Source organism: Metapseudomonas resinovorans DSM 21078, assembly GCF_000423545.1.
Classification (GTDB): Bacteria; Pseudomonadota; Gammaproteobacteria; order Pseudomonadales; family Pseudomonadaceae; genus Metapseudomonas; species Metapseudomonas resinovorans.
The window spans coordinates 1-23,521 of record NZ_AUIE01000026.1 but is presented as its reverse complement, the minus strand read 5'-3'; the positions used below and the strand labels follow the sequence as shown (position 1 = coordinate 23,521).

The 23,521-nt window shown below is 61.8% G+C and carries 25 protein-coding genes and 1 pseudogene; 19 read left to right on the top strand and 7 right to left on the bottom strand.

Features of this window, described 5'->3' with window-relative positions; genetic code table 11:
* Nucleotides 1-30: 30 nt before the first annotated feature.
* Both G559_RS0118305 and G559_RS0118300 read left to right on the top strand, forming a co-directional pair.
* On the top strand, nucleotides 31-336 hold the full coding sequence (locus G559_RS0118305; protein WP_028629635.1) for a DUF6482 family protein: 306 nt from the start codon (nucleotides 31-33) through the stop codon (nucleotides 334-336).
* Between the two features lie 87 nt (nucleotides 337-423).
* Nucleotides 424-1,041: an FKBP-type peptidyl-prolyl cis-trans isomerase gene (locus G559_RS0118300; protein ID WP_028629634.1), complete on the top strand. Its 618-nt coding sequence runs from the start codon at nucleotides 424-426 to the stop codon at nucleotides 1,039-1,041.
* 141 nt (nucleotides 1,042-1,182) lie between these two features.
* On the opposite strand, the gene G559_RS0118295 is transcribed toward G559_RS0118300, so the two are convergent.
* Together G559_RS0118295 and G559_RS0118290 are read right to left on the bottom strand one after the other, a co-directional pair.
* Nucleotides 1,183-1,425: a PA4570 family protein gene (locus tag G559_RS0118295; protein WP_028629633.1), complete on the bottom strand. Its 243-nt coding sequence runs from the start codon at nucleotides 1,423-1,425 to the stop codon at nucleotides 1,183-1,185.
* A 128-nt stretch (nucleotides 1,426-1,553) separates the two neighbouring features.
* Nucleotides 1,554-2,522 (bottom strand): polyprenyl synthetase family protein, encoded by a 969-nt coding sequence (locus G559_RS0118290; protein ID WP_028629632.1) that lies wholly within the window; start codon nucleotides 2,520-2,522, stop codon nucleotides 1,554-1,556.
* Between the two features lie 244 nt (nucleotides 2,523-2,766).
* On the opposite strand from G559_RS0118290, the gene rplU reads away from it, so the two are divergent.
* The 5 genes from rplU to G559_RS0118265 all read left to right on the top strand — a co-directional run bounded on the left by rplU (nucleotide 2,767) and on the right by G559_RS0118265 (nucleotide 6,398).
* A complete protein-coding gene (gene rplU / locus G559_RS0118285) occupies nucleotides 2,767-3,078 on the top strand; it encodes a 50S ribosomal protein L21 (RefSeq protein ID WP_016490856.1) in 312 nt (103 codons plus the stop codon).
* A gap of 24 nt (nucleotides 3,079-3,102) precedes the next feature.
* A complete protein-coding gene (gene rpmA / locus G559_RS0118280; protein ID WP_028629631.1) occupies nucleotides 3,103-3,360 on the top strand; it encodes a 50S ribosomal protein L27 in 258 nt (85 codons plus the stop codon).
* 140 nt (nucleotides 3,361-3,500) lie between these two features.
* Nucleotides 3,501-4,718: an Obg family GTPase CgtA gene (gene cgtA / locus G559_RS0118275; protein ID WP_028629630.1), complete on the top strand. Its 1,218-nt coding sequence runs from the start codon at nucleotides 3,501-3,503 to the stop codon at nucleotides 4,716-4,718.
* 81 nt (nucleotides 4,719-4,799) lie between these two features.
* Nucleotides 4,800-5,918 (top strand): glutamate 5-kinase, encoded by a 1,119-nt coding sequence (gene proB / locus G559_RS0118270; RefSeq protein ID WP_028629629.1) that lies wholly within the window; start codon nucleotides 4,800-4,802, stop codon nucleotides 5,916-5,918.
* 15 nt (nucleotides 5,919-5,933) lie between these two features.
* A complete protein-coding gene (locus G559_RS0118265) occupies nucleotides 5,934-6,398 on the top strand; it encodes a CreA family protein (protein WP_028629628.1) in 465 nt (154 codons plus the stop codon).
* A gap of 114 nt (nucleotides 6,399-6,512) precedes the next feature.
* Here the strand turns inward: G559_RS0118265 and rpsT are convergent, their stop codons facing one another.
* Nucleotides 6,513-6,788, bottom strand: a complete 276-nt coding sequence (gene rpsT, locus G559_RS0118260) for a 30S ribosomal protein S20 (RefSeq protein ID WP_028629627.1) — start codon at nucleotides 6,786-6,788, stop codon at nucleotides 6,513-6,515.
* A 215-nt stretch (nucleotides 6,789-7,003) separates the two neighbouring features.
* Here rpsT and murJ point away from each other — a divergent pair, with 215 nt between their 5' ends.
* From murJ to ispH, 6 genes are all read left to right on the top strand, one after another.
* Nucleotides 7,004-8,539 (top strand): murein biosynthesis integral membrane protein MurJ, encoded by a 1,536-nt coding sequence (murJ, locus tag G559_RS0118255; protein ID WP_028629626.1) that lies wholly within the window; start codon nucleotides 7,004-7,006, stop codon nucleotides 8,537-8,539.
* A gap of 110 nt (nucleotides 8,540-8,649) precedes the next feature.
* Nucleotides 8,650-9,588 (top strand): bifunctional riboflavin kinase/FAD synthetase, encoded by a 939-nt coding sequence (gene ribF / locus G559_RS0118250; RefSeq protein ID WP_028629625.1) that lies wholly within the window; start codon nucleotides 8,650-8,652, stop codon nucleotides 9,586-9,588.
* Between the two features lie 15 nt (nucleotides 9,589-9,603).
* Nucleotides 9,604-12,438: an isoleucine--tRNA ligase gene (gene ileS, locus G559_RS0118245; protein ID WP_028629624.1), complete on the top strand. Its 2,835-nt coding sequence runs from the start codon at nucleotides 9,604-9,606 to the stop codon at nucleotides 12,436-12,438.
* The gene (lspA, locus tag G559_RS0118240; RefSeq protein WP_028629623.1) at nucleotides 12,431-12,934 is read left to right on the top strand and encodes a signal peptidase II; all 504 of its coding nucleotides are present in this window, start codon (nucleotides 12,431-12,433) and stop codon (nucleotides 12,932-12,934) included. The genes ileS and lspA overlap by 8 nt, the downstream gene beginning before the upstream one ends.
* Nucleotides 12,927-13,364 carry an FKBP-type peptidyl-prolyl cis-trans isomerase gene (locus tag G559_RS0118235; RefSeq protein WP_028629622.1) on the top strand — a complete coding sequence of 146 codons (438 nt, stop codon included), beginning with the start codon at nucleotides 12,927-12,929 and terminating at the stop codon, nucleotides 13,362-13,364. The genes lspA and G559_RS0118235 overlap by 8 nt, the downstream gene beginning before the upstream one ends.
* Nucleotides 13,365-13,393: 29 nt before the next feature.
* The gene (gene ispH / locus G559_RS0118230) at nucleotides 13,394-14,341 is read left to right on the top strand and encodes a 4-hydroxy-3-methylbut-2-enyl diphosphate reductase (RefSeq protein ID WP_028629621.1); all 948 of its coding nucleotides are present in this window, start codon (nucleotides 13,394-13,396) and stop codon (nucleotides 14,339-14,341) included.
* Between the two features lie 88 nt (nucleotides 14,342-14,429).
* Here the strand turns inward: ispH and G559_RS0118225 are convergent, their stop codons facing one another.
* Complete coding sequence (locus G559_RS0118225; protein WP_028629620.1) at nucleotides 14,430-14,945, bottom strand: GspH/FimT family pseudopilin; 516 nt, start codon at nucleotides 14,943-14,945, stop codon at nucleotides 14,430-14,432.
* A 474-nt stretch (nucleotides 14,946-15,419) separates the two neighbouring features.
* Between G559_RS0118225 and G559_RS0118220 the strand changes: the two genes are divergently transcribed.
* The 6 genes and pseudogenes from G559_RS0118220 to G559_RS31280 form a co-directional block, all read left to right on the top strand.
* The gene (locus tag G559_RS0118220) at nucleotides 15,420-15,761 is read left to right on the top strand and encodes a type IV pilus assembly protein (RefSeq protein WP_051246758.1); all 342 of its coding nucleotides are present in this window, start codon (nucleotides 15,420-15,422) and stop codon (nucleotides 15,759-15,761) included.
* A gap of 5 nt (nucleotides 15,762-15,766) precedes the next feature.
* Nucleotides 15,767-16,339 carry a type IV pilus modification protein PilV gene (pilV, locus tag G559_RS0118215; RefSeq protein ID WP_245586519.1) on the top strand — a complete coding sequence of 191 codons (573 nt, stop codon included), beginning with the start codon at nucleotides 15,767-15,769 and terminating at the stop codon, nucleotides 16,337-16,339.
* The gene (locus G559_RS0118210; RefSeq protein ID WP_245586518.1) at nucleotides 16,336-17,481 is read left to right on the top strand and encodes a PilW family protein; all 1,146 of its coding nucleotides are present in this window, start codon (nucleotides 16,336-16,338) and stop codon (nucleotides 17,479-17,481) included. The genes pilV and G559_RS0118210 overlap by 4 nt, the downstream gene beginning before the upstream one ends.
* Entirely contained in the window at nucleotides 17,478-17,975 is a 498-nt protein-coding gene (locus G559_RS0118205; RefSeq protein WP_028629616.1) for a PilX N-terminal domain-containing pilus assembly protein, read from the top strand. The genes G559_RS0118210 and G559_RS0118205 overlap by 4 nt, the downstream gene beginning before the upstream one ends.
* A gap of 25 nt (nucleotides 17,976-18,000) precedes the next feature.
* Nucleotides 18,001-21,027, top strand: coding sequence for a pilus assembly protein (locus tag G559_RS0118200; RefSeq protein WP_028629615.1), 3,027 nt, complete (start codon nucleotides 18,001-18,003; stop codon nucleotides 21,025-21,027).
* Nucleotides 21,024-21,119: pseudogene (locus tag G559_RS31280) on the top strand (prepilin-type N-terminal cleavage/methylation domain-containing protein); the annotation flags it as partial. The gene G559_RS0118200 and the pseudogene G559_RS31280, both read left to right, overlap by 4 nt.
* 57 nt (nucleotides 21,120-21,176) lie before the next feature.
* On the opposite strand, the gene tnpC reads toward G559_RS31280, so the two are convergent.
* The 3 genes from tnpC to tnpA form a co-directional block, all read right to left on the bottom strand.
* Nucleotides 21,177-22,688, bottom strand: coding sequence for an IS66 family transposase (gene tnpC / locus G559_RS0118195; protein ID WP_028629614.1), 1,512 nt, complete (start codon nucleotides 22,686-22,688; stop codon nucleotides 21,177-21,179).
* A gap of 63 nt (nucleotides 22,689-22,751) precedes the next feature.
* Nucleotides 22,752-23,087, bottom strand: coding sequence for an IS66 family insertion sequence element accessory protein TnpB (tnpB, locus tag G559_RS0118190; RefSeq protein WP_028629613.1), 336 nt, complete (start codon nucleotides 23,085-23,087; stop codon nucleotides 22,752-22,754).
* Nucleotides 23,084-23,419, bottom strand: a complete 336-nt coding sequence (gene tnpA / locus G559_RS0118185; RefSeq protein WP_028629612.1) for an IS66-like element accessory protein TnpA — start codon at nucleotides 23,417-23,419, stop codon at nucleotides 23,084-23,086. Before tnpA ends, tnpB begins: the two co-directional genes overlap by 4 nt.
* Nucleotides 23,420-23,521 lie beyond the last annotated feature (102 nt).

Here is a 23,521-nt window from a genome sequence, read left to right as displayed (position 1 = left end):
TTGAGGTGTACAGCGCGCGAGGGCGAAGCCATGAAATTGCACGACCTCACCAGCCATGCCCGTGCCGGGCACGTTGAAGAAATCAACCTTATCTCCCTGGAAGGCGGCATCTACCTGCTTGAAGCCAGGATCGATGGCCGTTCCCATCACCTGGACGATGGCCGCGGCCATGCCACTCAGCTGCGGTCGGTGGAGCATGCCCGAGAAGTGCTTCATGAGTTTCCGGATCTTCCTTTCCACCTGGTGCACAACGTGGTGCATGACGAGATGTGTGGGATGGCGGCGGACAGCCAGGACACCGTGCGCGTTCCCATTTCAACCCGCAGTTCCCACTGAGCGTGGAGTAGCGGACCGGACCCCGCGCCGGGGAAAGGAAGCTGTGCTAGTCTGGCCGGCCTTTTTTTCCCTGAGCGGAGTTCCGCCATGTCCCAACTTGATCTTTCCACCGACGAAACCCGCGTCAGCTACGGCATTGGTCGTCAGCTCGGCGATCAGATCCGTGACAATCCCCCGCCCGGCGTGAGCCTGGACGCAGTGCTCGCTGGTCTCAGCGACGCTTTCCAGGGCCTGGAAAGCCGCGTTGATGGTGCTGCCCTGTCGGCCAGCTTCCGTGTGATCCGCGAGCGCATGCAGGCCGAAGCCGAGGCCAAGGCCGAAGCTGCTGCGGGTGCCGGTCGCGAATACCTGGTTGAAAACGCCAAGCGTGAAGGCGTGACCGTCCTGCCGTCCGGCTTGCAGTACGAAGTGCTGGTGGCGGGCGAGGGCGCCAAGCCGTCGGCAGAAGACACCGTGCGCACCCACTACCACGGCACCCTGATCAATGGCACCGTGTTCGACAGCTCCTACGATCGCGGCCAGCCGGCCGAATTCCCGGTGGGCGGCGTGATCGCTGGCTGGGTCGAGGCGCTGCAACTGATGAACGCCGGCAGCAAATGGCGCCTGCACGTCCCGAGCGAGCTGGCCTATGGTGGCCAGGCTGTCGGCAGCATTCCGCCGCACAGCGTGCTGGTGTTCGACGTGGAACTCCTGGAAATCCTCTGATCCAGGCTGACTCCTGGTCGAGCCTTCCCTGGCCCGGCCAGGAACCGGCGAGGGCGCCTTTGCCCTCGCTGCAGGACTGGCGCCCGGGCGCCTGTCCTGCGGATGACGCATCCTGGCGTCATCCAGATTCCCGTTCTCCACTCAGTGCACTTCGCCGTGGGGGCGTAATGCCCTGGCGTAGCAGAACAGGAAAAGGTTGCGCACCAGCTCCTTGAGCACCAAGGGCTCGCTGGAGTTCAGGCCGGCGAGGTCAAGGTCGCCCTGGTCGCGTAATTCGTCGAGGGCCTCCTCTTCCAATACGGCGCAGACTTCACCGGTTTCCCGATGCAGTATCCGCAGGTAGGGGTGGGGGCGATCCAGCCAGGCATCGATCAAGTAGGTCATGGCTCATCTCCTTGAAAAGCGTTGAGATGAGAATAATTCCTATTAGCAAAATAGCAAGCGCTAATCGAGACCTTTCGTCGAGGCAGAAAAAAGCCCGTCGCTTGGACGGGCTTTCGGCTGTTCGCTACTCAGTGAGTTCGCGCGACGGCGAACTCTGTGAGCTCGACCAAGGCATCGCGGTAGGCATTGGACGGCAACGTGTCCAGGCAGGCGATGGCACGGGCGGCATAGTCGCGCGCCAGGCGAGCGGTGTAGTCCAGGGCGCCAGCAGCTTCTACGGCGGCACGGATGCCTTCCAGGTCCTGGCTGCCGCCTTGCTGAATGGCCTTGCGCACCACGCTGGCCTGTTCCGGGGTGCCGTCGCGCATGGTGGCGATCAGAGGCAGGGTGGGCTTGCCTTCGGCCAGATCGTCGCCGACGTTCTTGCCGAGGGTAGCGGCATCGCCACGGTAATCGAGCAGATCGTCCACCAGTTGGAAAGCGATACCCAGCGCGTCACCGAACTGGCGCAGGGCTTCTGCCTGCTCGGCGCTGGCGCCGGCCAGCACAGCAGCGCTGTGGGTGGAGGCTTCGAAGAGCATCGCGGTCTTGCCGCGGATGACTTCCATATAGGTTTCTTCGGTGGTGCTGGCGTCGCGGATCTTGGACAGCTGCAGCACTTCACCTTCGGCGATGACCCGGGTGGCCTGGGAGATGATGCGCATCACCGGCATGGAGCCGAGTTCCACCATCATTTCGAATGAGCGGGCATAGAGGAAGTCACCCACCAGTACGCTGGGTGCGTTGCCCCACAGGGCGTTGGCGGTGGAGCGACCGCGGCGCAGGCCGGAGGCATCCACCACGTCATCGTGGAGCAGGGTGGAGGTGTGCAGGAACTCGATGGTCGCCGCCAGCAGGCGCAGTTGATCGCCGCCGAACCCAAGGGCGTTGCCGCCCAACAGCACCAGGAGTGGGCGCAGGCGCTTGCCGCCGGCAGAGACGATGTAGTCACCGATCTTTTCCACCAGAGGAACGCGGGAGGTCAGCTGCCGACGGATGATGTCGTCGACTGCGGTGAAATCGTCCGCCACCACGCGGTAGAAAGCCTGGGGTTGCATCGGCCAGAGGTGCTCCAATTGGGTTGCGCGGCATGCTAGGGACCGGGCCGGGGCCTGTCAAGGCGAGTGCTGGCGGTGCTTGCGCGGCAATCGCGGCTTGCGTACAATCGCGGCCCCTGAACTTCCTTGGGCATTTTCCTGCCTTACGCAATTGCATGGGCGTCAGTTCCGGCGCCATGCAGCCATGCCGACCGATACCTCTTTTTATAAAGCGTCGGGTGAGCAGGTTTAACGGAGAAAATCCATGTACGCAGTTATCGTTACCGGCGGCAAGCAATACAAAGTCGCTGAAGGTGAATTCCTGAAGATCGAGAAGCTGGAAGTCGCCACTGGCGAATCCGTGACTTTCGATCGCGTCCTGCTGATCGGCAATGGCGAAGACGTGAAAATCGGTGCTCCGGTCGTTGATGGCGCCAAAGTAGTCGCTGAAGTGGTCTCTCAAGGCCGTCACGACAAAGTGCGCATCATCAAGTTCCGCCGTCGTAAGCACCACATGAAGCGCCAGGGCCACCGCCAGTGGTTCACTGAAATCAAGATCACCGGCATCCAGGCCTAATTTCCTTTTTGGAGGATTTGACTCATGGCACACAAAAAAGCTGGCGGTTCTACCCGCAACGGCCGCGACTCAGAAAGTAAACGCCTTGGCGTGAAGATGTACGGCGGCCAGGTCATCAAGGCCGGCAACATCATCGTGCGTCAGCGCGGCACCCAATTCCACGCCGGCGTCGGCGTTGGCCTGGGCAAGGACCACACCCTGTTCGCGAAAGTGGACGGCGTGGTCAAGTTCGAGGTTAAAGGTGCTTTCGGTCGCAGGTACGTAAGCATCGTCGCGGCCTGATCGCGACCTCGCTGTAAAAGCCCCGTCTTGCGACGGGGCTTTTTTGTTTCTGCTTTGTGGAAACTCTGCATTGAGCGGGGTTCCCTGTATCCTATGTGCTTTGTTTCTCTCAACCCGTCCCCGTGACGGGAGGCGTCCTGATGAAATTCGTCGATGAAGTATCGATCTTTGTAAAAGCGGGCGACGGCGGCAATGGCCTGATGAGTTTCCGTCGCGAAAAATTCATTGAAAAGGGCGGCCCCAACGGTGGTGACGGGGGCGATGGCGGCTCCGTGTACATGGAGGCCGATCCGAACCTCAATACCCTGGTGGACTACCGCTATACCCGTCGTTTTGACGCCCAGCGTGGCGAGAACGGCGGCAGCAAGGACTGCACCGGGCGCAAGGGTGAGGATCTGATCCTGCCGGTGCCGGTCGGTACTACTGTGATCGACGCTGCCACCCAGGAAATCATCGGCGACCTGACCAGGGCGGGTCAGCGCCTGTTGGTGGCGCAAGGTGGCTGGCACGGCCTGGGCAACACCCGTTTCAAGTCCAGCACCAACCGTGCGCCGCGTCAGACCACCAAGGGCAAGCCTGGTGAGTCTCGTGACCTCAAGCTGGAACTGAAGGTGCTGGCCGACGTCGGTCTGCTGGGCCTGCCGAATGCCGGCAAGAGTACGTTCATTCGTGCGGTGTCCGCTGCCAAGCCGAAAGTGGCTGACTACCCCTTCACCACCCTGGTGCCGAATCTGGGTGTGGTCAGTGTCGGCCGCTTCAAGTCCTTCGTTGTGGCCGATATCCCGGGTCTGATCGAGGGTGCCGCCGAAGGCGCCGGCCTGGGTATTCGTTTCCTCAAGCACCTGGCGCGTACCCGTCTGCTGCTGCATATCGTCGATATGGCGCCTCTGGATGAAAGTGATCCGGCCGAAGCCGCCGCGACCATTATCGAGGAGCTGGGGCGTTTCAGTCCGGCCCTGACCGAACGTGATCGCTGGCTGGTGCTGAACAAGGCCGACCAGTTGCTCGATGAGGAGCGTGATTCGCGCATGAAGGCGGTGCTCGAGCATCTGGGCTGGTCCGGTCCGGTGTTCGTGATCTCTGCTCTGGAGCGCGAAGGTACTGAGGCGCTCTCCCAGGAGATCATGCGCTACCTCGACGAGCGCACGCTGCGCATGGAAGAAGAGCCGGAGTACGCCGAGCAGCTCGCCGAGCTGGATCAGCGCATCGAGGACGAGGCTCGCGCCCGTCTGCAGGCCATGGACGACCAGCGCGCCCTCCGCCGTGCCGGTCTGAAGAGTGCCGGTGCTGATGATGACGACGATTTCGATGACGATGAGGATGACGGCGACGGGCCGGAAATCTTCTACGTACCCTGACCCCCGGCGCCACCCGGTGCTGTGGAGTGTTCGCATGGCCGCGCGCCTTGCCGCGCGGCCTTCTAGCTAAGGTTGGACGATATGCGGGACAAGGTGACTGGCGCGCAGCGCTGGGTGGTGAAGATCGGTAGTGCTTTGCTGACGGCTGATGGTCGTGGGCTGGATCGCTCGGCCATGGCGGTTTGGGTCGAGCAGATGGTGGCCCTGCGCAATGCAGGCGTGGAGCTGGTATTGGTGTCCTCTGGCGCTGTGGCGGCCGGTATGAGTCGTCTGGGCTGGCAGAGTCGTCCAAGCGCCGTGCATGAACTGCAGGCCGCTGCCTCGGTAGGGCAGATGGGGTTGGTTCAGGCTTGGGAATCCAGCTTTGCCGAGCATGGTCGCCACACGGCGCAGATCCTGCTGACCCATGACGACCTGTCTGATCGCAAGCGTTACCTGAACGCTCGCAGCACGCTGCGTACTCTGGTGGAGCTGGGTGCGATCCCGGTGATCAACGAGAACGACACCGTGGTCACCGATGAAATCCGCTTCGGCGATAACGACACCTTGGCGGCCCTTGTGGCCAATCTGGTGGAAGCTGATCTGCTGGTGATCCTTACCGATCGCGACGGCATGTTCGATGCCGACCCGCGCCACAATCCTGATGCGCAGCTGATTTTCGAGGCTCGTGCCGATGACCCGGCGTTGGATGCTGTGGCGGGTGGCACAGGCGGTGCGTTGGGGCGGGGCGGCATGCAGACCAAGCTGCGTGCAGCGCGGCTGGCGGCTCGTTCCGGCGCCCATACGGTGATCGTCGGTGGGCGAATCGAGCGGGTGCTGGATCGCCTCAAGGCGGGAGAGCGTCTGGGAACTCTATTGGCACCTGAGCGCGGCATGCTGGCCGCGCGTAAGCAGTGGCTGGCTGGCCATCTACAGACTCGCGGCACCCTGGTGCTTGACGCAGGTGCGGTCAAGGCGCTGCGTGAGGACCGCAAGAGCTTGCTGCCTGTCGGCGTCAAGGCTGTCCAGGGCAGCTTCCGTCGGGGCGAGATGGTGGTCTGTGTCGGGCCTGATGGCGCCGAAATCGCTCGTGGCCTGGCTAACTACAGTGCCCTTGAGGCGCAGAAGATCATCGGTCAATCGTCCGACCTCATCGAAAAGCTGCTGGGGTATGTCGACGAGCCGGAACTGGTGCACCGGGACAATCTGGTTCTGGTCTGAGGTTGGGAGGAAAGGATGCGACTGATCAAGGGAATGGCGGCGGCTCTGCTGGCAATGCCGCTGTTGGCTGCGGCTGAAGAGGTCGGCTCGGTATCCACGGTGTTCAAGTGGATGGGGCCGAACGACAAGATCGTGGTCGAGGCCTTCGATGACCCTCGGGTGGAGGGTGTGACCTGCTATCTCTCGCGTGCCAAGACTGGCGGTGTAAAAGGCGGTTTGGGATTGGCTGAGGATCGTGCTGAAGCGTCCATTGCCTGTCGCCAGGTGGGGCCTATTCGCTTCAATGGTGAGCTCAAGGATGGCGAAGAGGTATTCAAGGAGCGTACCTCGCTGGTGTTCAAGACCATGCAGGTCGTGCGCTTCTTCGATCGCAAGCGCAATACCCTGGTCTATCTGGTCTACAGCGACCGGGTGATCGAGGGCAGCCCGCAGAACGCGGTCACCGCGATACCGATCCTGCCCTGGCCGAACCGGCCTTGAGGTGATGAAAAAGCCCGGAGATTCCGGGCTTTTTCATGGGTGGAGAGTATGAAATCAAAATACGCAGGCAATAAAAAACCGGCCAGAAGGCCGGTTTTTTACAAGAACTCAAGCTTAGGCAGCAGCTTGACCGAGCGCCTTGATGTGGGCGTTCAGGCGGCTCTTGTGACGAGCAGCTTTGTTCTTGTGGATGATGCCTTTGTCGGCCATGCGGTCAATCACCGGTACAGCAGCGGTGTAGGCGGCTTGGGCCTTGGGCAGGTCCTTGGCGTCGAGCGCCTTGACCACGTTCTTGATGTAGGTACGAACCATGGAGCGCAGGCTGGCGTTATGGCTACGACGCTTCTCAGCCTGTTTGGCGCGTTTTTTGGCAGAAGGTGTGTTGGCCACCGTCAAGCTCCTCGAAACTGGGGAATTGAATCAAATTAAGGCCGCGAATCATGCCCACGTGACTTGGCCTTGTCAAGGGTGATCACGTGAGTCGGGCGACGAGCGTAAGCTTTTCTCGCTGGATGATTTTATCCGGCCCGGACTCTACACTCGGCAGCCTTGATCGCCCTCCGGCAGCACCGGGCGGGCCGTGCCATTCCTGTCCGGACCCCTGAATGAACCTGCTCAAGTCGCTGGCGGCTGTCAGCTCCATCACCATGCTTTCCCGCGTATTGGGCTTCGTTCGCGACACCATCGTCGCGCGCTACTTTGGCGCCGGCGTGGCCACCGACGCCTTCTTCGTGGCTTTCAAGCTGCCCAACCTGCTGCGCCGGATCTTCGCCGAGGGCGCATTCTCCCAAGCCTTCGTACCCATCCTGGCCGAGTACAAGACCCAGCAGGGGGAAGAGGCGACCCGCACCTTCATTGCCTACATCTCCGGCCTGCTGAGCCTGGTGCTGGCGCTGGTGACCCTCGTGGGCATCCTGGCGGCGCCCTGGGTGATCTGGGCGACCGCGCCGGGTTTCGCCGATACGCCAGAAAAGTTCGCCCTGACCACCGACCTGTTGCGGGTGACCTTTCCCTATATCTTCCTGATCTCGCTGTCGTCCCTGGCGGGGGCCATCCTCAACACCTGGAACCGCTATTCGGTGCCGGCCTTCGTGCCGACGCTGCTGAATGCCAGCATGATCATTTTCTCGTTGTTCCTGCTGCCCTATTTCGACCCACCCATCATGGCCCTTGGATGGGCGGTGCTGGTGGGCGGCCTCGCGCAGTTGCTTTGCCAGCTACCGTCCTTGAAGCGTATCGGCATGCTCGTGCTGCCGCGCCTGAACCTGCGCGATACCGGCGTCTGGCGCGTGCTCAAGCAGATGGTTCCGGCAATCTTCGGGGTGTCCGTGGGGCAGATCTCGCTGATCATCAACACCATCTTCGCGTCCTTCCTGGCGGCGGGTTCGGTGTCCTGGATGTACTACGCCGACCGCCTGATGGAGTTGCCCTCGGGCGTGCTCGGGGTTGCCCTGGGTACCATCCTGCTGCCGTCCCTGGCCAAGACCTATGCCAGTGACGACCGCCATGCCTACTCGCAGCTGCTCGACTGGGGGTTGCGCCTGTGTTTCCTGCTGGTACTGCCCTGCACCCTCGCCTTGGCGCTTCTGGCTGAGCCGTTGACGGTGGCGCTGTTCCAGTACGGCAAGTTCACCGCCAACGACGCGCTGATGACCCAGCGCGCGCTGATTGCCTACGCGGTGGGCCTGCTCGGGATCATCCTGGTGAAAGTGCTGGCGCCTGGTTTCTACGCGCGGCAGAACATCCGCACGCCGGTGAAGATTGCCGTCTTCACCCTGGTGGCGACTCAGCTGATGAACCTCGCTTTTGTCTTCCCGCTGCGTCACGCCGGTCTGGCGCTGGCCATCAGCCTGGCCGCCTGCATGAACGCGGGGCTGCTCTACTGGCAACTGCGCAAGCAGCAGTTGTTCCAGCCGCAGCCGGGCTGGGGCAAGTTCCTCGCCAAGCTGGTGCTGGCGGTGGTGGTGATGTGCGCCGTGTTGCTGGGTGTGATGTACCTGCTGCCGGCCTGGGATCAGGGCGGCATGGCCGAGCGCCTGCTGCGTCTGGGTGCGCTGGTAGGCGCCGGCGTGATCGCCTATTTCGGCGTGCTGGCACTACTGGGCTTCCGTCTGCGTGATTTCGCGCGGCGCGCTGTGTGATTCGCTGACTTCCAGCTCATCGCCACTTGTCGCGCTGGCAGGTCTGTAGCGCCTGTTGTCCAGCGCCGGCTGTGCGTATAATCGACCACTTTGTGAACAAGACTTGTGCTATGCAGCTGGTTCGAGGCCTACACAACCTGCGGCCCCAAGATCGGGGCTGCGTCGCCACCATCGGCAATTTCGACGGCGTGCACCGCGGCCACCAGGCCATTCTCAAGCGGTTGCGCGAGCGTGCGGCTGAGCTGGGTTTACCCACGTGCGTGGTGATCTTCGAGCCGCAACCGCGCGAGTATTTCGGTCCGGACACCGCCCCGGTACGCCTGACACGCCTGCGCGACAAGCTCGAATTGCTGGCCCGTGAGGGCGTGGATCGCGTGCTTTGCCTGTCCTTCAATCGCCGTTTGCGTGAGCTCAGCGCGGCCGAGTTCGTCCACGCGGTGCTGGTGGAAGGCCTGGGTGCCAAGCACCTGGAGATTGGCGACGATTTTCGCTTCGGCTGCGACCGCGCTGGCGACTTCGAATTTCTGCAGCAGGCCGGCGCCGCCGAAGGCTTCAGTGTCGAGGCTGCCGCCACCGTTGAGCTGGATGGCCTGCGGGTCAGCAGTACCCGGGTGCGCCAGGCGCTTGCTGACGGTGACTTTGCCCTCGCCGATCGCCTGCTGGGGCGTCCATTCACCATCACCGGCCGAGTGCTTCATGGGCAGAAACTCGGTCGTCAGTTGGGCACGCCGACTGCCAATGTGCAGCTCAAGCGTCGCCGGGTTCCGCTCAACGGCGTGTACCTGGTCAGCGTGGAGCTGGATGGCCGGCAACTGCCCGGCGTTGCCAACATCGGCGTGCGTCCCAGCGTCAAGGGTGACGGGCGCGCCCACCTGGAGGTCCACCTGCTGGACTATGCCGGCGATCTCTATGACCGGCGGATCAGCGTGACCTTCCACCACAAGCTGCGCGATGAGCAGCGTTTTGCCTCCCTGGAGGCGTTGAAGTCGGCGATCGATGCGGATGTCGCTGCCGCCCGTGCCTATTGGCAGGGTACTCAATCAAATTGAAGAGCCTGGACTGAAATGACCGATTACAAAGCGACCCTGAACCTGCCAGAGACGGCATTCCCGATGAAGGCCGGTCTGCCCCAGCGCGAGCCGGAACTGCTGCAGCGCTGGAACAGCATCGACCTGTACGGCAAGCTGCGGCAGATCGGCGAAGGGCGCCCGAGGTTCGTCCTGCACGATGGCCCGCCCTATGCCAACGGCAGCATTCACATCGGTCACGCGGTCAACAAGATCCTCAAGGACATCATCGTCCGCTCCAAGACCCTGGCAGGCTATGACGCCCCCTATGTGCCCGGCTGGGATTGCCACGGCCTGCCCATCGAGCACAAGGTCGAGACCACCCACGGCAAGAACCTGCCTGCGGACAAGACTCGCGAGCTGTGCCGCGCCTACGCCTCCGAGCAGATCGAGGGCCAGAAGGCTGACTTCATCCGCCTCGGCGTCTTGGGTGACTGGGACAACCCTTACAAGACCATGGCCTTCTCCAACGAAGCGGGCGAAATCCGTGCCCTGGCCGAAATGGTCAAGCAAGGCTTCGTGTTCAAAGGCCTGAAACCGGTGAACTGGTGCTTCGATTGCGGTTCGGCACTGGCCGAAGCTGAAGTCGAATACGCCGACAAGAAGTCCGATGCCATCGACGTCGCCTTCCCGATCGAGGACGCCGACAAGTTGGCCGCCGCCTTCGGCCTGTCGAGCCTCGCCAAGCCCGCTGCCATCGTCATCTGGACCACTACCCCCTGGACCATCCCGGCCAACCAGGCGCTGAACGTCCATCCCGAGTTCAACTACGCGCTGGTCGATACCGGCGCGCGTCTGCTGGTCCTCGCCGAAGAACTGGTGGAATCCTGCCTGCAACGCTACGGTCTGGAGGGCCAGGTTATCGCCACCGCCAAGGGCGAGGCGCTGGACCAGATCCGCTTCCGCCACCCGTTCTACGAGCGTCTTTCGCCCGTCTACCTGGCCGAGTACGTCGAGCTGGGCGCCGGTACCGGTATCGTGCACTCCGCGCCGGCCTACGGTGAGGACGACTTCCGTACCTGCAAGCAGTACGGCATGAGCAACGACGACATCCTCAGCCCAGTGCAGAGCAACGGTGTCTATGTCCAGGACCTGCCGTTCTTCGGCGGCCAGTTTATCTGGAAGGCCAACCCGGCGATCGTCGCCAAGCTGGAAGAAGTGGGCGCGCTGCTCAAGCACGAATCCATCAGCCACAGCTACATGCACTGCTGGCGTCACAAGACTCCGCTGATCTACCGCGCCACCGCGCAGTGGTTCGTCGGCATGGACAAGCAGCCGCAGCAGGGCGCCACCCTGCGCGAGCGCGCGCTGACCGCCATCGAACAGACCGAGTTCGTTCCGGGCTGGGGCCAGGCGCGCCTGCACGGCATGATCGCCGGCCGGCCGGACTGGTGCATCTCGCGCCAGCGCAACTGGGGCGTGCCGATTCCCTTCTTCCTGCATAAAGCCACCGGCGACCTGCACCCGCGTACCGTCGAGCTGATGGAGCAGGTGGCACAGCGTGTCGAGCAGGAAGGCATCGAGGCCTGGTTCAAGCTGGACGCCGCCGAACTGCTCGGTGACGAGGCCGGCCAATACGACAAGATCAGCGACACCCTGGACGTCTGGTTCGACTCCGGTACCACGCACTGGCATGTCCTGCGCGGCTCTCACGCCGAATTGGGCCATACCAGCGGCCCTGCCGCCGACCTCTACCTGGAAGGCTCCGACCAGCATCGCGGCTGGTTCCACTCCTCCCTGCTGACCGGCTGCGCCATCGACGGCCATGCGCCGTACCGCCAGTTGCTGACCCACGGCTTCACCGTGGACGAGAGTGGCCGCAAGATGTCCAAGTCCCTGGGCAACGTGATCGCTCCGCAACAGGTCACCGACAGCCTGGGCGCCGACATCCTGCGCCTGTGGGTTTCGGCCACCGACTACTCCGGTGAGATGGCCGTTTCCCAGCAGATCCTCCAGCGCAGCGCTGATGCCTATCGCCGCATCCGCAATACCGCGCGTTTCCTGCTGGCCAACCTGAACGGTTTCGACCCGGCCAAGGACCTGCTGCCCGCCGAAGACATGCTGGCTCTGGACCGCTGGGCAGTAGACCGCGCTTTGCTGCTGCAGCGTGAGCTGGAAGAGGCCTACAGCGAATACCGCTTCTGGAACGTCTACTCCAAGGTCCACAACTTCTGCGTGCAGGAGCTGGGCGGCTTCTACCTGGACATCATTAAAGACCGCCAGTACACCACCGCGCCCGACAGCGTGGCGCGCAAGTCCTGCCAGACCGCGCTGTTCCACATCGCCGAGGCGCTGGTGCGCTGGGTGGCGCCGATCCTGGCCTTTACCGCCGAGGAAATCTGGCAGTACCTGCCGGGCGAGCGCAACGAATCGGTCATGCTCAACACCTGGTACCAGGGCCTTGGCGAGATACCGGAAGGCACCGAACTGGGCCGCGAGTTCTGGGAACAGGTCATGGCCGTCAAGGCTTCGGTCAACAAGGAGCTGGAAAACCTGCGCAGCAACAAGGCCATCGGCGGCAACCTGCAGGCCGAAGTGACCCTCTTCGCCGAGGACGCCCTGGCGGCCAGCCTGGCCAAGCTGGGCAATGAGCTGCGTTTCGTGCTGATCACCTCTGCCGCTGATGTGCAGCCGCTGACCAGCGCGCCGGCCGATGCCGTGGAAACCGAGGTCGCCGGCCTCAAGCTGAAGATCCACAAGTCTTCCCACACCAAGTGCGGCCGCTGCTGGCACCACCGCGCCGATGTCGGCCAGTTCGTGAAGCACCCGGACCTGTGCGGTCGCTGTGTGGACAACATCGATGGTGCCGGCGAGGTTCGTCACTATGCCTAAGGCATACGGTCGTCTCGGCTGGCTCTGGCTCACGGTCCTTGTGTTCGTACTGGACCAGGCGAGCAAGTGGTTCTTCGAAACCGAGCTCAACCTCTATCAGCAGATCGTGGTCATTCCCGACTACTTCAGCTGGACGCTGGCCTACAACACCGGCGCGGCCTTCAGCTTCCTCGCTGACAGCTCCGGCTGGCAGCGCTGGCTGTTCGCTGCAATTGCCCTGGTGGTCAGCGGCGTGCTGGTGGTCTGGCTGAAGCGCCTGAAGCCCGAAGAGACTTGGCTGGCCGTTGCGTTGGCCCTGGTCCTGGGCGGCGCGCTGGGCAACCTCTACGACCGCGTGGTGCTTGGCCACGTGGTCGATTTCATCCTGGTGCATTGGCAGAACCGCTGGTACTTCCCAGCGTTCAACCTGGCCGATAGCGCCATCACCGTTGGCGCCCTGATGCTGGCGCTGGATATGTTCAAAGCGAAGAAGTCCGGAGAACCTGCCCATGACTGAACATCGTATAGGGCCGGACATGGAGGTCACCCTGCATTTCGCCATCAAGCTGGATAACGGCGACGTGGTGGACAGTACCTTCGAGAAGAATCCGGCCACCTTCAAGGTCGGCGACGGCAACCTGCTGCCGGGCTTCGAGAGCGTGTTGTTCGGCCTCAAGAGCGGCGACAAGCGTGTGCTGGCCATAGAGCCCGAGCAAGGCTTCGGTCAGCACAACCCGCAGAACGTGCAGGTGATGCCGCGCGGCAACTTCCAGGACATGGAGCTTTCCGAAGGCCTGCTGATCATCTTCAACGATGCGGCCAATGCCGAGCTGCCCGGGGTGGTCAAGCTGATTGACGACACCCACGTGACCATCGACTTCAACCACCCGCTGGCCGGCAAACCGCTGGCCTTCGAGGTGGAGATCCTGTCGGTCAAGCCGGCCTGATCTTCTCGCGGCCGGACGAGGTAATCCCCATGCAAATCAAACTCGCCAACCCCCGCGGCTTCTGCGCCGGCGTCGATCGCGCCATCGAGATCGTCAACCGCGCCCTGGAAGTCTTCGGCCCGCCGATCTACGTGCGCCACGAAGTCGTGCACAACAAGTTCGTGGTCGAGGACCTGCGCGCTCGTGGCGCCGTATTCGTCGAGGAACTGGACCAGGTGCCGGACAACGTCATCGTCATCTTCAGTGCCCACGGCGTTTCCCAGGCGGTGCGCCAGGAAGCTGACCGTCGCGGCCTCAAGGTGTTCGATGCCACCTGCCCACTGGTGACCAAGGTGCACATGGAAGTTGCGCGCTACAGCCGCGACGGCCGCGAATGCATCCTCATCGGCCACGCCGGTCACCCGGAAGTGGAAGGCACCATGGGCCAGTACGACGCCCGCAACGGTGGCGCGATCTACCTCGTGGAAGACGAGGCCGACGTGGAGCGCTTGCAAGTCCGCAACCCCGATGCGCTGTCCTTCGTGACCCAGACCACCCTGTCCATGGATGACACCAGCCGCGTCATCGACGCATTGCGCACCAAGTTCCCCAACATAGGCGGTCCGCGCAAGGACGACATCTGCTACGCCACTCAGAACCGCCAGGACGCGGTCAAGCAGCTGGCCCACGAGAGTGACGTGGTTCTGGTCGTCGGCAGTCCCAACAGCTCCAACTCCAACCGCCTGCGCGAACTGGCTGAACGCATGGACACCCCGGCCTATCTGATTGACGGTGCCGAAGACCTCAAGCGCGAATGGTTCGACAAGGCACAGCGCGTCGGCATCACCGCCGGTGCTTCCGCACCTGAGGTGCTGGTGCAAGGCGTGATCGACCAGCTCCGGGAGTGGGGTGCGGAGGTCGCGGTAGAGTTGGATGGAAGGCCGGAGAACGTGACCTTCTCCATGCCGAAGGAATTGCGGGTGATCAACGTAGGTTGACACTACCCATTCCTCCCACATCCGAAGGCGTGCGCGAGTCTTTGACCATCCGGAGCTGAAACTGCTGCAGACCGGCGGCAGCCGCGAGTCAGCAGTTGTCAGGCCTCTTCTTGACGCTGCGTACCCTGCCTGTTGCATTTAGTACCAACTGCCTGACCGGCAGTTGGCCATTGGTATGGCAAAGCGTCAATGTGCCGGCTTGGAAGGCGCCGCCTATCAAAGCTGTTCGGCCCATTGGCGTGTAGCGCACATAACGTCGTACTGGTGAATTGCCCTTGATGATCAACCCTTCCGGCTGTGGGCCGACCTGCCTCAGTATGGGTTCGTCGTAGTCCCATCGACCATTGCCGTTCTGGTCGGCGTAGATCAGCCACCCTGTTGACCAGTCTCCGTCCTGATTATCGACGAGTACCGCGACCCTCCGTGTTACCGATGCTTGACGCGCATAGGCAAAGCTAGTGATCAGTGACTGATTGGCGGCAGTCAATTCCTGCGCCCGGATGAACTGGCTGAGCGCCGGAACGCCAAGGCTGATGGACAGCGCGACAAGTGTCAGTACGACCAATGCTTCGATGAGGGTGAATCCGTGTGGGGTTCTGACCATGGCATCCTTGCCTTCTTGAGAATTCAGGAGATATCGGCCTGTCGTCCCTGACCTTTGTCCGCCCGTCGCCGACAAAAGGACCGGAATCAGGCCTGGCCTGTAAGCTTCTGGAATTGAAGGGATTTCTCAAGATCACCAGGTCGACGGTGAATTAGGGAAAACTCCGGAAATTGGCGGCAGATCACTTCGCGCTACAAAGGAATGACGCATGCTGTGTGTATAGATGTCCTAGGAATGCATGTGTAAAGCGCGCGTTACACTGTCGGTGGCTGATACCCGTTGTGCGCACTGAAACTGAGACGAGAATCGGGTGAAGTTGCGACAGCAGTCGGAGGATGGACAATGGCGGCAACTGAAGGGATTTCAGCTGAATCAGGGATTAAGCAGTCGAATCAGGCACTACTCTGGTCGTCAACCCAAGAAGGTGACTCGGTGGGCAGAACGAAGCAGCGGGGCTTTACCCTCATAGAACTCATGATCACGGTGGCGATAGTCGGCATCCTTGCAGCAATCGCCTATCCGAGTTACCAGCAGTATGTGATTCGCGGTAATCGTGCGGCTGCACAGGCGCAGATGATGGATATCGCCAATCGCCAGCAGCAGTACTTCCTCGCCAATCGTACGTATGCGACCAAGGAGCAACTGGGCTATAGCCTTGAGAGCGACCTGGTCGGCAAGTACACCGATAGCATCACTCTGGGCGCCGGTTCCGTCCCCAGCTTCACCATCACCTTCACGGCGGCTGGGTCGCAGGCGAGTGATGGAAACTTGACCCTCAATAATGAGGGAGTCAAGAACCCTCCGGCCAAGTGGTAGGTGCAATGAATCCTTCATTGTCGGTGACCCCGCAGCGTGGCCTGACCCTTATCGAGGTGCTGGTCACTATCCTCATCCTGTCCATCGGGCTGCTGGGTATGGCGGGCCTTCAGGCCCGGCTGCAGCAGTCCGAAATGGAGGCGTATCAGCGTGCCCAGGCCTTGCTACTGCTTGATGATATGGCAAACCGCATTGCTGCCAATCGCAACGCGGCAGTCAGTTATGTCACCGGAACGACATCTCCCCTGGGCGCTGGAATGACCTGCGCAAGCGTGACGTCGAGTTCGTCCCCTAGAGACCGGGACATCAGCGAGTGGTGCAATACCTTGCAAGGCGTGACGGAGACCAGCGGTACGGCCAGGGTCGGTGCGATGGTAGGGGCAAGGGGCTGCGTGGAGTCTATAGGTAGCAATCAGTATCTGGTCACCGTTGCCTGGCAAGGGCTTACGCCAATCTCGGCTCCACCGTCAGGTGTAGCGTGCGGAGCTAACAGTTATAACGGCGTAACCGGGTCCGCTTGTGCGAATGACCTTTGTCGACGTGTGGTAACCACCATTGTGCGTGTCGCGAACCTATGAATGACATGAACACCGCTTTTCGCGGCCTCGCATCCGGAACTTGTGGCCGCCTACGACAGTCGGGATTTAGCCTGGTCGAGCTGATGATCGCGGCCGTCATCAGCCTACTGATAATGGCGGCGGTCCTGACGCTTTTCCTGGACGTGTCGAGGACCAACGATGAAATGGCCAAAACTAACGCGCAGATTGAGAATGGCCGTTTTGCGTTGCAATTGCTCCAAGAGGATCTGGCTCATGCAGGATTCTGGAGTGGCTATGTTCCCGAGTTCGATGACCTGAGCAGCAGCGCAGTGCCTACCGACGTTCCCGACTCGGTACCAGAGCCGTGTTCCTGGACCGCCGCCGATAACGCGAATCTTTTGGGCATCTCCGTGCAGGTGTATGACGGCGTGCCGCCTGGCTGCTCTGGAATAGTCACCAACAAGAAGGCCAATACTGATGTTCTCGTGGTGCGGCATGCTGAAACTTGTCGTCCCGGAGTCGGCAACTGCGAGGCCGAGCAATCTGGAAAGCTCTACTTCCAGCCCTCCTTCTGCGCGGATGACGCGGTCCGCTACGTGCTGGGCACCAGTGGCTTCACCTTGAGGAATAGGGACTGCGCCACGCTATCGGACAAGCGCAGGTTCGTCTCCAATCTCTATTACATCCGCGATTATTCGGTTACCGCCGGGGATGGCATACCGACGCTCATGCGTTCGACTTTCGGTTCGGGAGCTATGCCGGGTGCAGGGGAAGCGCTGATCGAAGGCATCGAGGGCTTCCGGGTTGAGTTGGGCATCGACAGCGTCGGCGATGGTGGCGTGGCCAATAATTACAGCGAAGCGATCAATTTCGCCCTGAATGCCCAGGGCGACGTTGATCGTTCGCGACCGATCAATCGGGGCAACGGGACCGCGGACGGCGAGTTCGTGCGTTGCCCGGCAGCAGGTTGCTCAGTAGAACAGCTCATTGACGTGGTCGCGGTCAAGGTCTTCCTGCTGGTCCGTGGCGTTCAGCCTTCGCTGGGTTTCAGCGACAGCAAGAGCTACGCCTTGGGAGCGGCCGATCCGGCGGCGGAGATCGTCGGTAGCAACTACAAACGTCACGTCTATTCAACCACTGCTCGCCTGGTCAACGTCTCGGGACGGAGGGAAACACCATGATCATGAGGGCTGCGCACCGTGATCAACAAGGCGCGACGCTCGTCGTCGGACTGATCATGCTGCTGATGCTCACCCTTCTGGTGGGCAGTGCGTTCACCATGAGTGGCAGCAGCCTCAAATCGGTTGGGAATATGCAGGCTCGAGACGAGGCGCTGGCCGCCGCCAACGTCGCAATCGAACAGGTTGTGAGTTCGCCCTTCACCGATGCGCCGACGGCCGAGTCGATTAACGTGGACATCAACAATGACGGTACCGCCGACTACACAGTGGACATCGCTACCCCAGTCTGCATGAGCGAAACCGAGCTTCCTGTCGTGACCGAGGAGCAGCTCAGTGGCTTGCGCGCTGGGGTGGAACCGCCAGATTCGCAATGGAGCACGGTCTGGGAGTTGGTGGCGACAGTCTCCGATCCAGTCAGCGGTGCATCCGCGCGCGTGCGGTCCGGCGTGCGGGTGTTGCTGTCGGAAATCGAGAAGGAAAGCGTGTGTCCGTAACCGAATGCTGTTTCAGGAGAGCGGTATGAGAACGGGGTTCTTGAAAGGAATTTTGGCGGCGTCGGCCCTGTCGTTCTGCTTGCCCGTCCAGGCGGAGGACATTGACCTGTTCGTGGGTACTACACCCAGCGACAACGATGTGCCGAATGTGCTGATTGTGTTGGACAACACCGCGAACTGGAACAACGCCTTCACTAATGAAATGGCTGCGCTGAGCACCGTGCTGGGTGGCCTGGATGCCAACAAGTTTCGCCTTGGCCTGATGATGTTCACGGAAACCGGGCAGGGCAACTCCAACACGGATGGTGCTTATGTGCGCGCCGCCATTCGCTTGCTGGATAGCAGCAACAAAACCAAGTACCAGCAGCTCGTGCAAAGCCTGGATATCACAGACGACAAGTCGAATGGTGGCAAGGTCGGCCTGGCCATGTGGGAGGCCTACCAGTACTTCTCCGCCGGAGCGCCTCACGCGGGCAATGGCAAGACGAAGACGGATTACACCGGAAACGCCTCGGGTACCACTGCGTCGAACGCGGTCTATGCTCTCGCTGGCAATGCCCTGGCTGCGAAGAATTCGACGGTGTACAACACGCCGATAGCCTCTGGATGCGCCAAGAACTTCATCATCTACATCAGTAATGGGGCGGCCCAGGACAACAACGCCGACATTACCGCCGGCACGTCAGCCTTGGCGGCGGCTGGGGGCAGGACGACCACCATCCCTATTTCGCCCAGTGGTTCGCAGGACAATGTGGCGGATGAGTGGGCGCGCTTCATGAAGTCCAGTGACCACGGCATCGTCACCTACACAATCGACGTCAACAAGGTGACCACTGGCCAGGGGCCAGGCTGGACGGCGCTGCTCAAGAGTATGGCGAGCGTCAGCGGTGGCAAGTACTTCGACGTGACCAGCACTGGTAGCGAAATCGCCGACGCACTGAAGACAGCGCTTTCCGAGATCCAGTCGGTGAACAGTGCCTTCGCCTCGGTTAGCTTGCCGGTGAGCGTGAACACCCAAGGAACCTACCTGAACCAGGTCTTCATCGGGATGTTCCGCCCCGACGAAAACCTTGGGCCGCGCTGGGTCGGTAATCTCAAGCAATATAAGCTGGGGCTCAGCAATGGCGCCCTGAGGCTGCAGGACGCAGCTGGCAACGCAGCAATCAACAGTTCGACCAACTTCATCACTGAGTGCGCCCGTAGCTTCTGGACGCCCACGAGCCTCGATACCTACTGGCAGAACAAGCCGCAGGGCGCCTGCCTGACGGTGGCTAATTCCGACATCTCGAATACGCCGGACGGCAACGTGGTCGAGAAGGGCGGACAGGGTTACCTGCTGCGCAGCGGTGCTAGCCGGACGGTCTACACGTGCAATCCGTCTTTCGCCTCATGCACTCAGCTCACCAACTTTGCCACCACAAACACGGACATCACCTCGTCCCTGCTCGGCGTCGCCGACGCTGAACGGACCAATCTGATCGATTGGGCGCGTGGCCTGGACGTCAACGACGAAGACCAGGATCAGGTCACAACCGCCGAAAAGCGCCAGTCCGCCCACGGCGATGTGGTGCATTCGCGCCCGGTGGCAATTGACTACGGCACGACCGATTCACCGCAGGTCGTAGTCTTCTATGGCGGCAACGATGGTGTATTCCGGGCGATCAACGGCAATCGGACCGATAGCATCGGCTCCGTTGCGGCGGGTGGCGAGCTGTGGTCCTTCGTCCCGCCGGAGTTCTACGACAAGCTGAGTCGGTTGCGTGCGGAGTCCCCGACCATCAGCTTCCAGGGCAGTACGGGCGGCCAGCCGAAGAGCTATGGTATCGACGGTCCCATCACGGCATTTCGCGGCACCATCGACGCTACTCAGAAGACCTATATCTATGCCGGCATGCGCCGCGGTGGACGGGCCCTCTATGCATTCGATGTCACCACCCCGGCCAGCCCCTCGCTGAAATGGAAGGTTGGCTGCCCGAACCTTGCGAACGATGATGGCTGCACCAGTCAGATGAGCGGCATTGGGCAGACCTGGTCCTCGGCAGTGGTGTTGAAGGCTGCGGGTTATGGGGCCGGCAACTCGCCGATGCTTATCATGGGGGGGGGGTATGACAACTGCGAGGATACCGATAACGGCACGGTCAATCACTCCTGTACCTCCTCCAGCAAGGGCAACAAGATCTACGTGTTGGATGCCAATACCGGAGTCGTGCTGGCGGTACTGGATACCAAGCGTGGTGTGGTCGGAGATATCACTGTAGTGCCCGACAGTTCGGGATTGGCGAAATATGCCTATGCTGCCGATGTCGGAGGCAATGTCTACCGCATAACCATCGGCAATGACGAGCCGGACGATTGGGATATCACCCGGATTGCCTCGTTCGGCTGTGCGGATGAGGGAAGTTGCTCTAGCAACCGGAAATTCATGTTCGCCCCTGAGGTGGTGGTTGCCAGTGATGGCTATCTGCTCCAGATTGGCTCCGGCGACCGGGAGAAGCCGTTGAGTACCTTCACTGCAACCGCGGGGGTTACCAATTACTTCTTCAATTTCAAGGATAGGCCTACCGAATCAGACTGGCTTAGCACTGATGACACCTGTTCGGATGACGGGGAAGACTTCATGTGTCTCGATTCCCTGCTGGCGCTATCCGGCGATTCCACTCCGACCCAGGAGCAGCTGAATGCCAAGCCCAAGGGCTGGTACCTTGGCCTGGAGGCATCCGAACAGGTAGTGACTTCGGCAGTGACGGTTTTCGGCCGAATCGTCTTCAATACCCATCAACCGACCCCGCCGGATCCGAATGCCTGTTCCGGTCTGGGCACCAACCGGGCTTACAACATCGCCTATAAGGATGCTTCTGGCCTTGATGGCGACCGGTTCGTCGTTCTCGACGGCGGCGGGCTTTCGCCTTCTCCAGTGGCGGGTAAAGTTAGGCTGGATGATGGTACGGAATTGCCGTTCGTTTGCACCCTCGAGTGCTTCGAGCCAGATCCCGAGTTCTCCTCAGTGACACAACCCAAGGGCCGGGTTTACTGGAGCATCGACAGAGAATGAGTCGTTTAGCTTTGGGACTGGATGACGGCAGAGCCGCTGGGATACGCGGCTCTGCCGGCTTCACCCTGATTGAGCTGATGGTCACTCTGGCGGTCTTGGCAGTGCTGCTCGGTATCGCGATTCCGTCTTTCACTGTAAGCGAACGGGCATCACACCTTGCCGGCGGGTACCCAGTTATGCGGCAGCAGCTCGGTCAGGGCGCTGGCCTTCTGCGTCGGCAGGCGCATGAGCACGTCCTTCAGGTAGGCGTACGGATCGTGTCCGTTCAGGCGGGCTGACTGGATCAGCGTCATCAAGGCTGCGCCACGCTGGCCACTGCGTAGCGAGCCGGCAAACAGCCAGTTGGAGCGCCCCAAGGCCCAGGGGCGGATCTGGTTCTCGATCCAGTTGTTGTCAATGGGCAGGTTGCCGTCATCCAGGTAGCGCACCAACGCCGCCCAGCGCTTGAGGCTGTAGTCGAGTGCCTTGGCGATCGCGCTGCCTTCCGGCACCTTCTGCCGCTGCCCAAGCATCCAGCTATGCAGGCCATCGATGATCGGCCTAGCTTTGTCCTGGCGCAGTTGCCGACGCTGTTCGGCGAGCAGCTCTCGCCCCTCGCGCTCCACCTCGTACAGTTGGCCGATGTACTGGAGGGCCTGCTCAGCCAGTTGGCTCTGGTTGGCGGCATGCAGGTCGAAGAACTTGCGCCGGGCATGGGCCATGCAGCCGATCTCGGTCACGCCTTGCTCGAAGCTGGCCTTGTAGCCGGCGAAGTCGTCGCAGACCAGTTTGCCTTGCCAGTCTCCCAGGAAGCTGCGCGCGTGCTCGCCGGCCCGGCTCGGCCTGAAGTCGTAGACCACGGCCTTGAGGTCGGCAAAGGGGCTGGGTGCATAGGCCCAGACGTAAGCCCGCTGGGTCTTCTTCGTACCCGGGGCGAGCATCTGCACTGGGGTTTCGTCGGCGAGGATGACGTCCTGCTGAAGCAGGCAGTCGCGCAGCGCATCGACCAGGGGTTGCAGCTGGACGCCGCAAGCGCCGACCCATTGCGCCAGCGTGGAGCGCGCGATGGCCAGGCCGGCGCGGGCGAATATCTTTTCCTGGCGGTATAGCGGCAGGTGATCGGCGAACTTGGCCACCATGACCTGAGCCAGTAGCCCGGCAGTCGGGATGCCCTTGTCGATCACCTGCGCAGGCACTGGGGCCTGAATCAGCGTTTCACACTTGGCGCAGACCCACTTGCCACGGATATGCCGCTCAACGGTGAAGATGCCCGGGGTGTAGTCGAGCTTCTCGCTGACGTCTTCGCCGATGCGCTTGAGTTGACAGCCGCAGGCACACTGGGTGCTGTCCGGCTCGTGAAGTATCAGCGTGCGCGGCAGTTCGGCCGGCAGCGGCGCTCGCTTGGGCTGCTGCCGTAGCTCGCGCTTGGCGGGCTCTGGTCGGGCCGCCTCAAGCTCTGCCTCGATGGCGGCGATGTCGGCATCGATCATCTCGTCCAGCAAGTTGAGCTGGTCGACATTGAGCTGCTCGCTGCGGCGGGCGAAGCGGTGGCGCCGCAGCACGGCGAGTTCGTGGTTCAACCGCTGGTTGAGCGTCTCCAGATGATCGACGCGCTGGCTCAACTGCGCGGCCAGTTGGCGCAGTTGCTCAGGTGTCAGATGATCGAAAGCGGCAGGATTCATGCCGCCGAGTGTGAGGATTTCTGGCCCCCTCGGCGATAGGCCATTGGCCTAATTGCACCCCGGCTACAGGAGCCTGATCTCGGCATCAGGCCCAAGACGCTGCCAAGGCAGGCCGACCACCAGGGCCTGCAACTGCTCGGGACTGAGTTCCAACTGCTGTCCCTGCCAATTGCCCGACCAGACGAAGCGCCCCTTATTCAGCCTCCGAGCAGCCAGCCAGATGCCGAAGCCATCGTGCACCAGCACCTTCATCCGATTGGCGCGCTTGTTGGTGAACAGGTAGGCACAGTGCGGCTGCGCCGCACCGAATACCTGAACCACCCGGGCCAACGCTGTTTCGGTGCCGGCGCGCATGTCCAGCGGCTCGGTGGCGAGCCAGATGCGCTCAATGCGGATCACTTCAGCAGCTCGCGCAGGAAGCGGGCGCAGCCTTCAGGGTCGTTGCCCGGCCACTGCACCGACAGTTTGCCGGCCCGATGGGGAATGGCGATCTGGATGGCCATGTCGGCCGCACTCGGGGTAGCCGGCAGGCTCGGGGCGAGAGGAATCGGAATAAAACTGGAGGGTGCAGCGGGCAGATGTGCCTGCTGACGGCGAATCCACTTGTGCACGAGATTGGCGTTGAGGCCATGGCTCAAGGCCACGCCGGCAACCGAGGCACCGGGCTGGGTGCACTCATCGACGACCTGGGCCTTGAAGGATTTGGGATAGGAGCGGCGTTGGCCTGGCACGGGAGATCCTCCGCAAGGGGCTGAAATGGTGTCCACCAAAAACAGGTGGACACCATGCCGCTAGCTGGAAGAACCGGGGAGGTGTGTTGGCCAGACGCTTAC

What these genes read in the sequence shown, in the direction of transcription:
- ribF (WP_028629625.1), top strand. Translation starts at nt 8,650, where the DNA reads ATGCAGCTGGTTCGAGGCCTACACAACCTGCGGCCCCAAGATCGGGGC.
- proB (WP_028629629.1), top strand. Translation starts at nt 4,800, where the DNA reads ATGCGGGACAAGGTGACTGGCGCGCAGCGCTGGGTGGTGAAGATCGGT.
- G559_RS0118200 (WP_028629615.1), top strand. Translation starts at nt 18,001, where the DNA reads ATGAGAACGGGGTTCTTGAAAGGAATTTTGGCGGCGTCGGCCCTGTCG.
- rplU (WP_016490856.1), top strand. Translation starts at nt 2,767, where the DNA reads ATGTACGCAGTTATCGTTACCGGCGGCAAGCAATACAAAGTCGCTGAA.
- tnpC (WP_028629614.1), bottom strand. Translation starts at nt 22,688, where the DNA reads ATGAATCCTGCCGCTTTCGATCATCTGACACCTGAGCAACTGCGCCAA.
- ileS (WP_028629624.1), top strand. Translation starts at nt 9,604, where the DNA reads ATGACCGATTACAAAGCGACCCTGAACCTGCCAGAGACGGCATTCCCG.
- cgtA (WP_028629630.1), top strand. Translation starts at nt 3,501, where the DNA reads ATGAAATTCGTCGATGAAGTATCGATCTTTGTAAAAGCGGGCGACGGC.
- lspA (WP_028629623.1), top strand. Translation starts at nt 12,431, where the DNA reads ATGCCTAAGGCATACGGTCGTCTCGGCTGGCTCTGGCTCACGGTCCTT.
- ispH (WP_028629621.1), top strand. Translation starts at nt 13,394, where the DNA reads ATGCAAATCAAACTCGCCAACCCCCGCGGCTTCTGCGCCGGCGTCGAT.
- G559_RS0118205 (WP_028629616.1), top strand. Translation starts at nt 17,478, where the DNA reads ATGATCATGAGGGCTGCGCACCGTGATCAACAAGGCGCGACGCTCGTC.
- G559_RS0118305 (WP_028629635.1), top strand. Translation starts at nt 31, where the DNA reads ATGAAATTGCACGACCTCACCAGCCATGCCCGTGCCGGGCACGTTGAA.
- G559_RS0118210 (WP_245586518.1), top strand. Translation starts at nt 16,336, where the DNA reads ATGAATGACATGAACACCGCTTTTCGCGGCCTCGCATCCGGAACTTGT.
- murJ (WP_028629626.1), top strand. Translation starts at nt 7,004, where the DNA reads ATGAACCTGCTCAAGTCGCTGGCGGCTGTCAGCTCCATCACCATGCTT.
- G559_RS0118220 (WP_051246758.1), top strand. Translation starts at nt 15,420, where the DNA reads ATGATCACGGTGGCGATAGTCGGCATCCTTGCAGCAATCGCCTATCCG.
- G559_RS0118265 (WP_028629628.1), top strand. Translation starts at nt 5,934, where the DNA reads ATGCGACTGATCAAGGGAATGGCGGCGGCTCTGCTGGCAATGCCGCTG.
- G559_RS0118290 (WP_028629632.1), bottom strand. Translation starts at nt 2,522, where the DNA reads ATGCAACCCCAGGCTTTCTACCGCGTGGTGGCGGACGATTTCACCGCA.
- G559_RS0118225 (WP_028629620.1), bottom strand. Translation starts at nt 14,945, where the DNA reads ATGGTCAGAACCCCACACGGATTCACCCTCATCGAAGCATTGGTCGTA.
- rpmA (WP_028629631.1), top strand. Translation starts at nt 3,103, where the DNA reads ATGGCACACAAAAAAGCTGGCGGTTCTACCCGCAACGGCCGCGACTCA.
- G559_RS0118300 (WP_028629634.1), top strand. Translation starts at nt 424, where the DNA reads ATGTCCCAACTTGATCTTTCCACCGACGAAACCCGCGTCAGCTACGGC.
- pilV (WP_245586519.1), top strand. Translation starts at nt 15,767, where the DNA reads ATGAATCCTTCATTGTCGGTGACCCCGCAGCGTGGCCTGACCCTTATC.
- G559_RS0118295 (WP_028629633.1), bottom strand. Translation starts at nt 1,425, where the DNA reads ATGACCTACTTGATCGATGCCTGGCTGGATCGCCCCCACCCCTACCTG.
- G559_RS0118235 (WP_028629622.1), top strand. Translation starts at nt 12,927, where the DNA reads ATGACTGAACATCGTATAGGGCCGGACATGGAGGTCACCCTGCATTTC.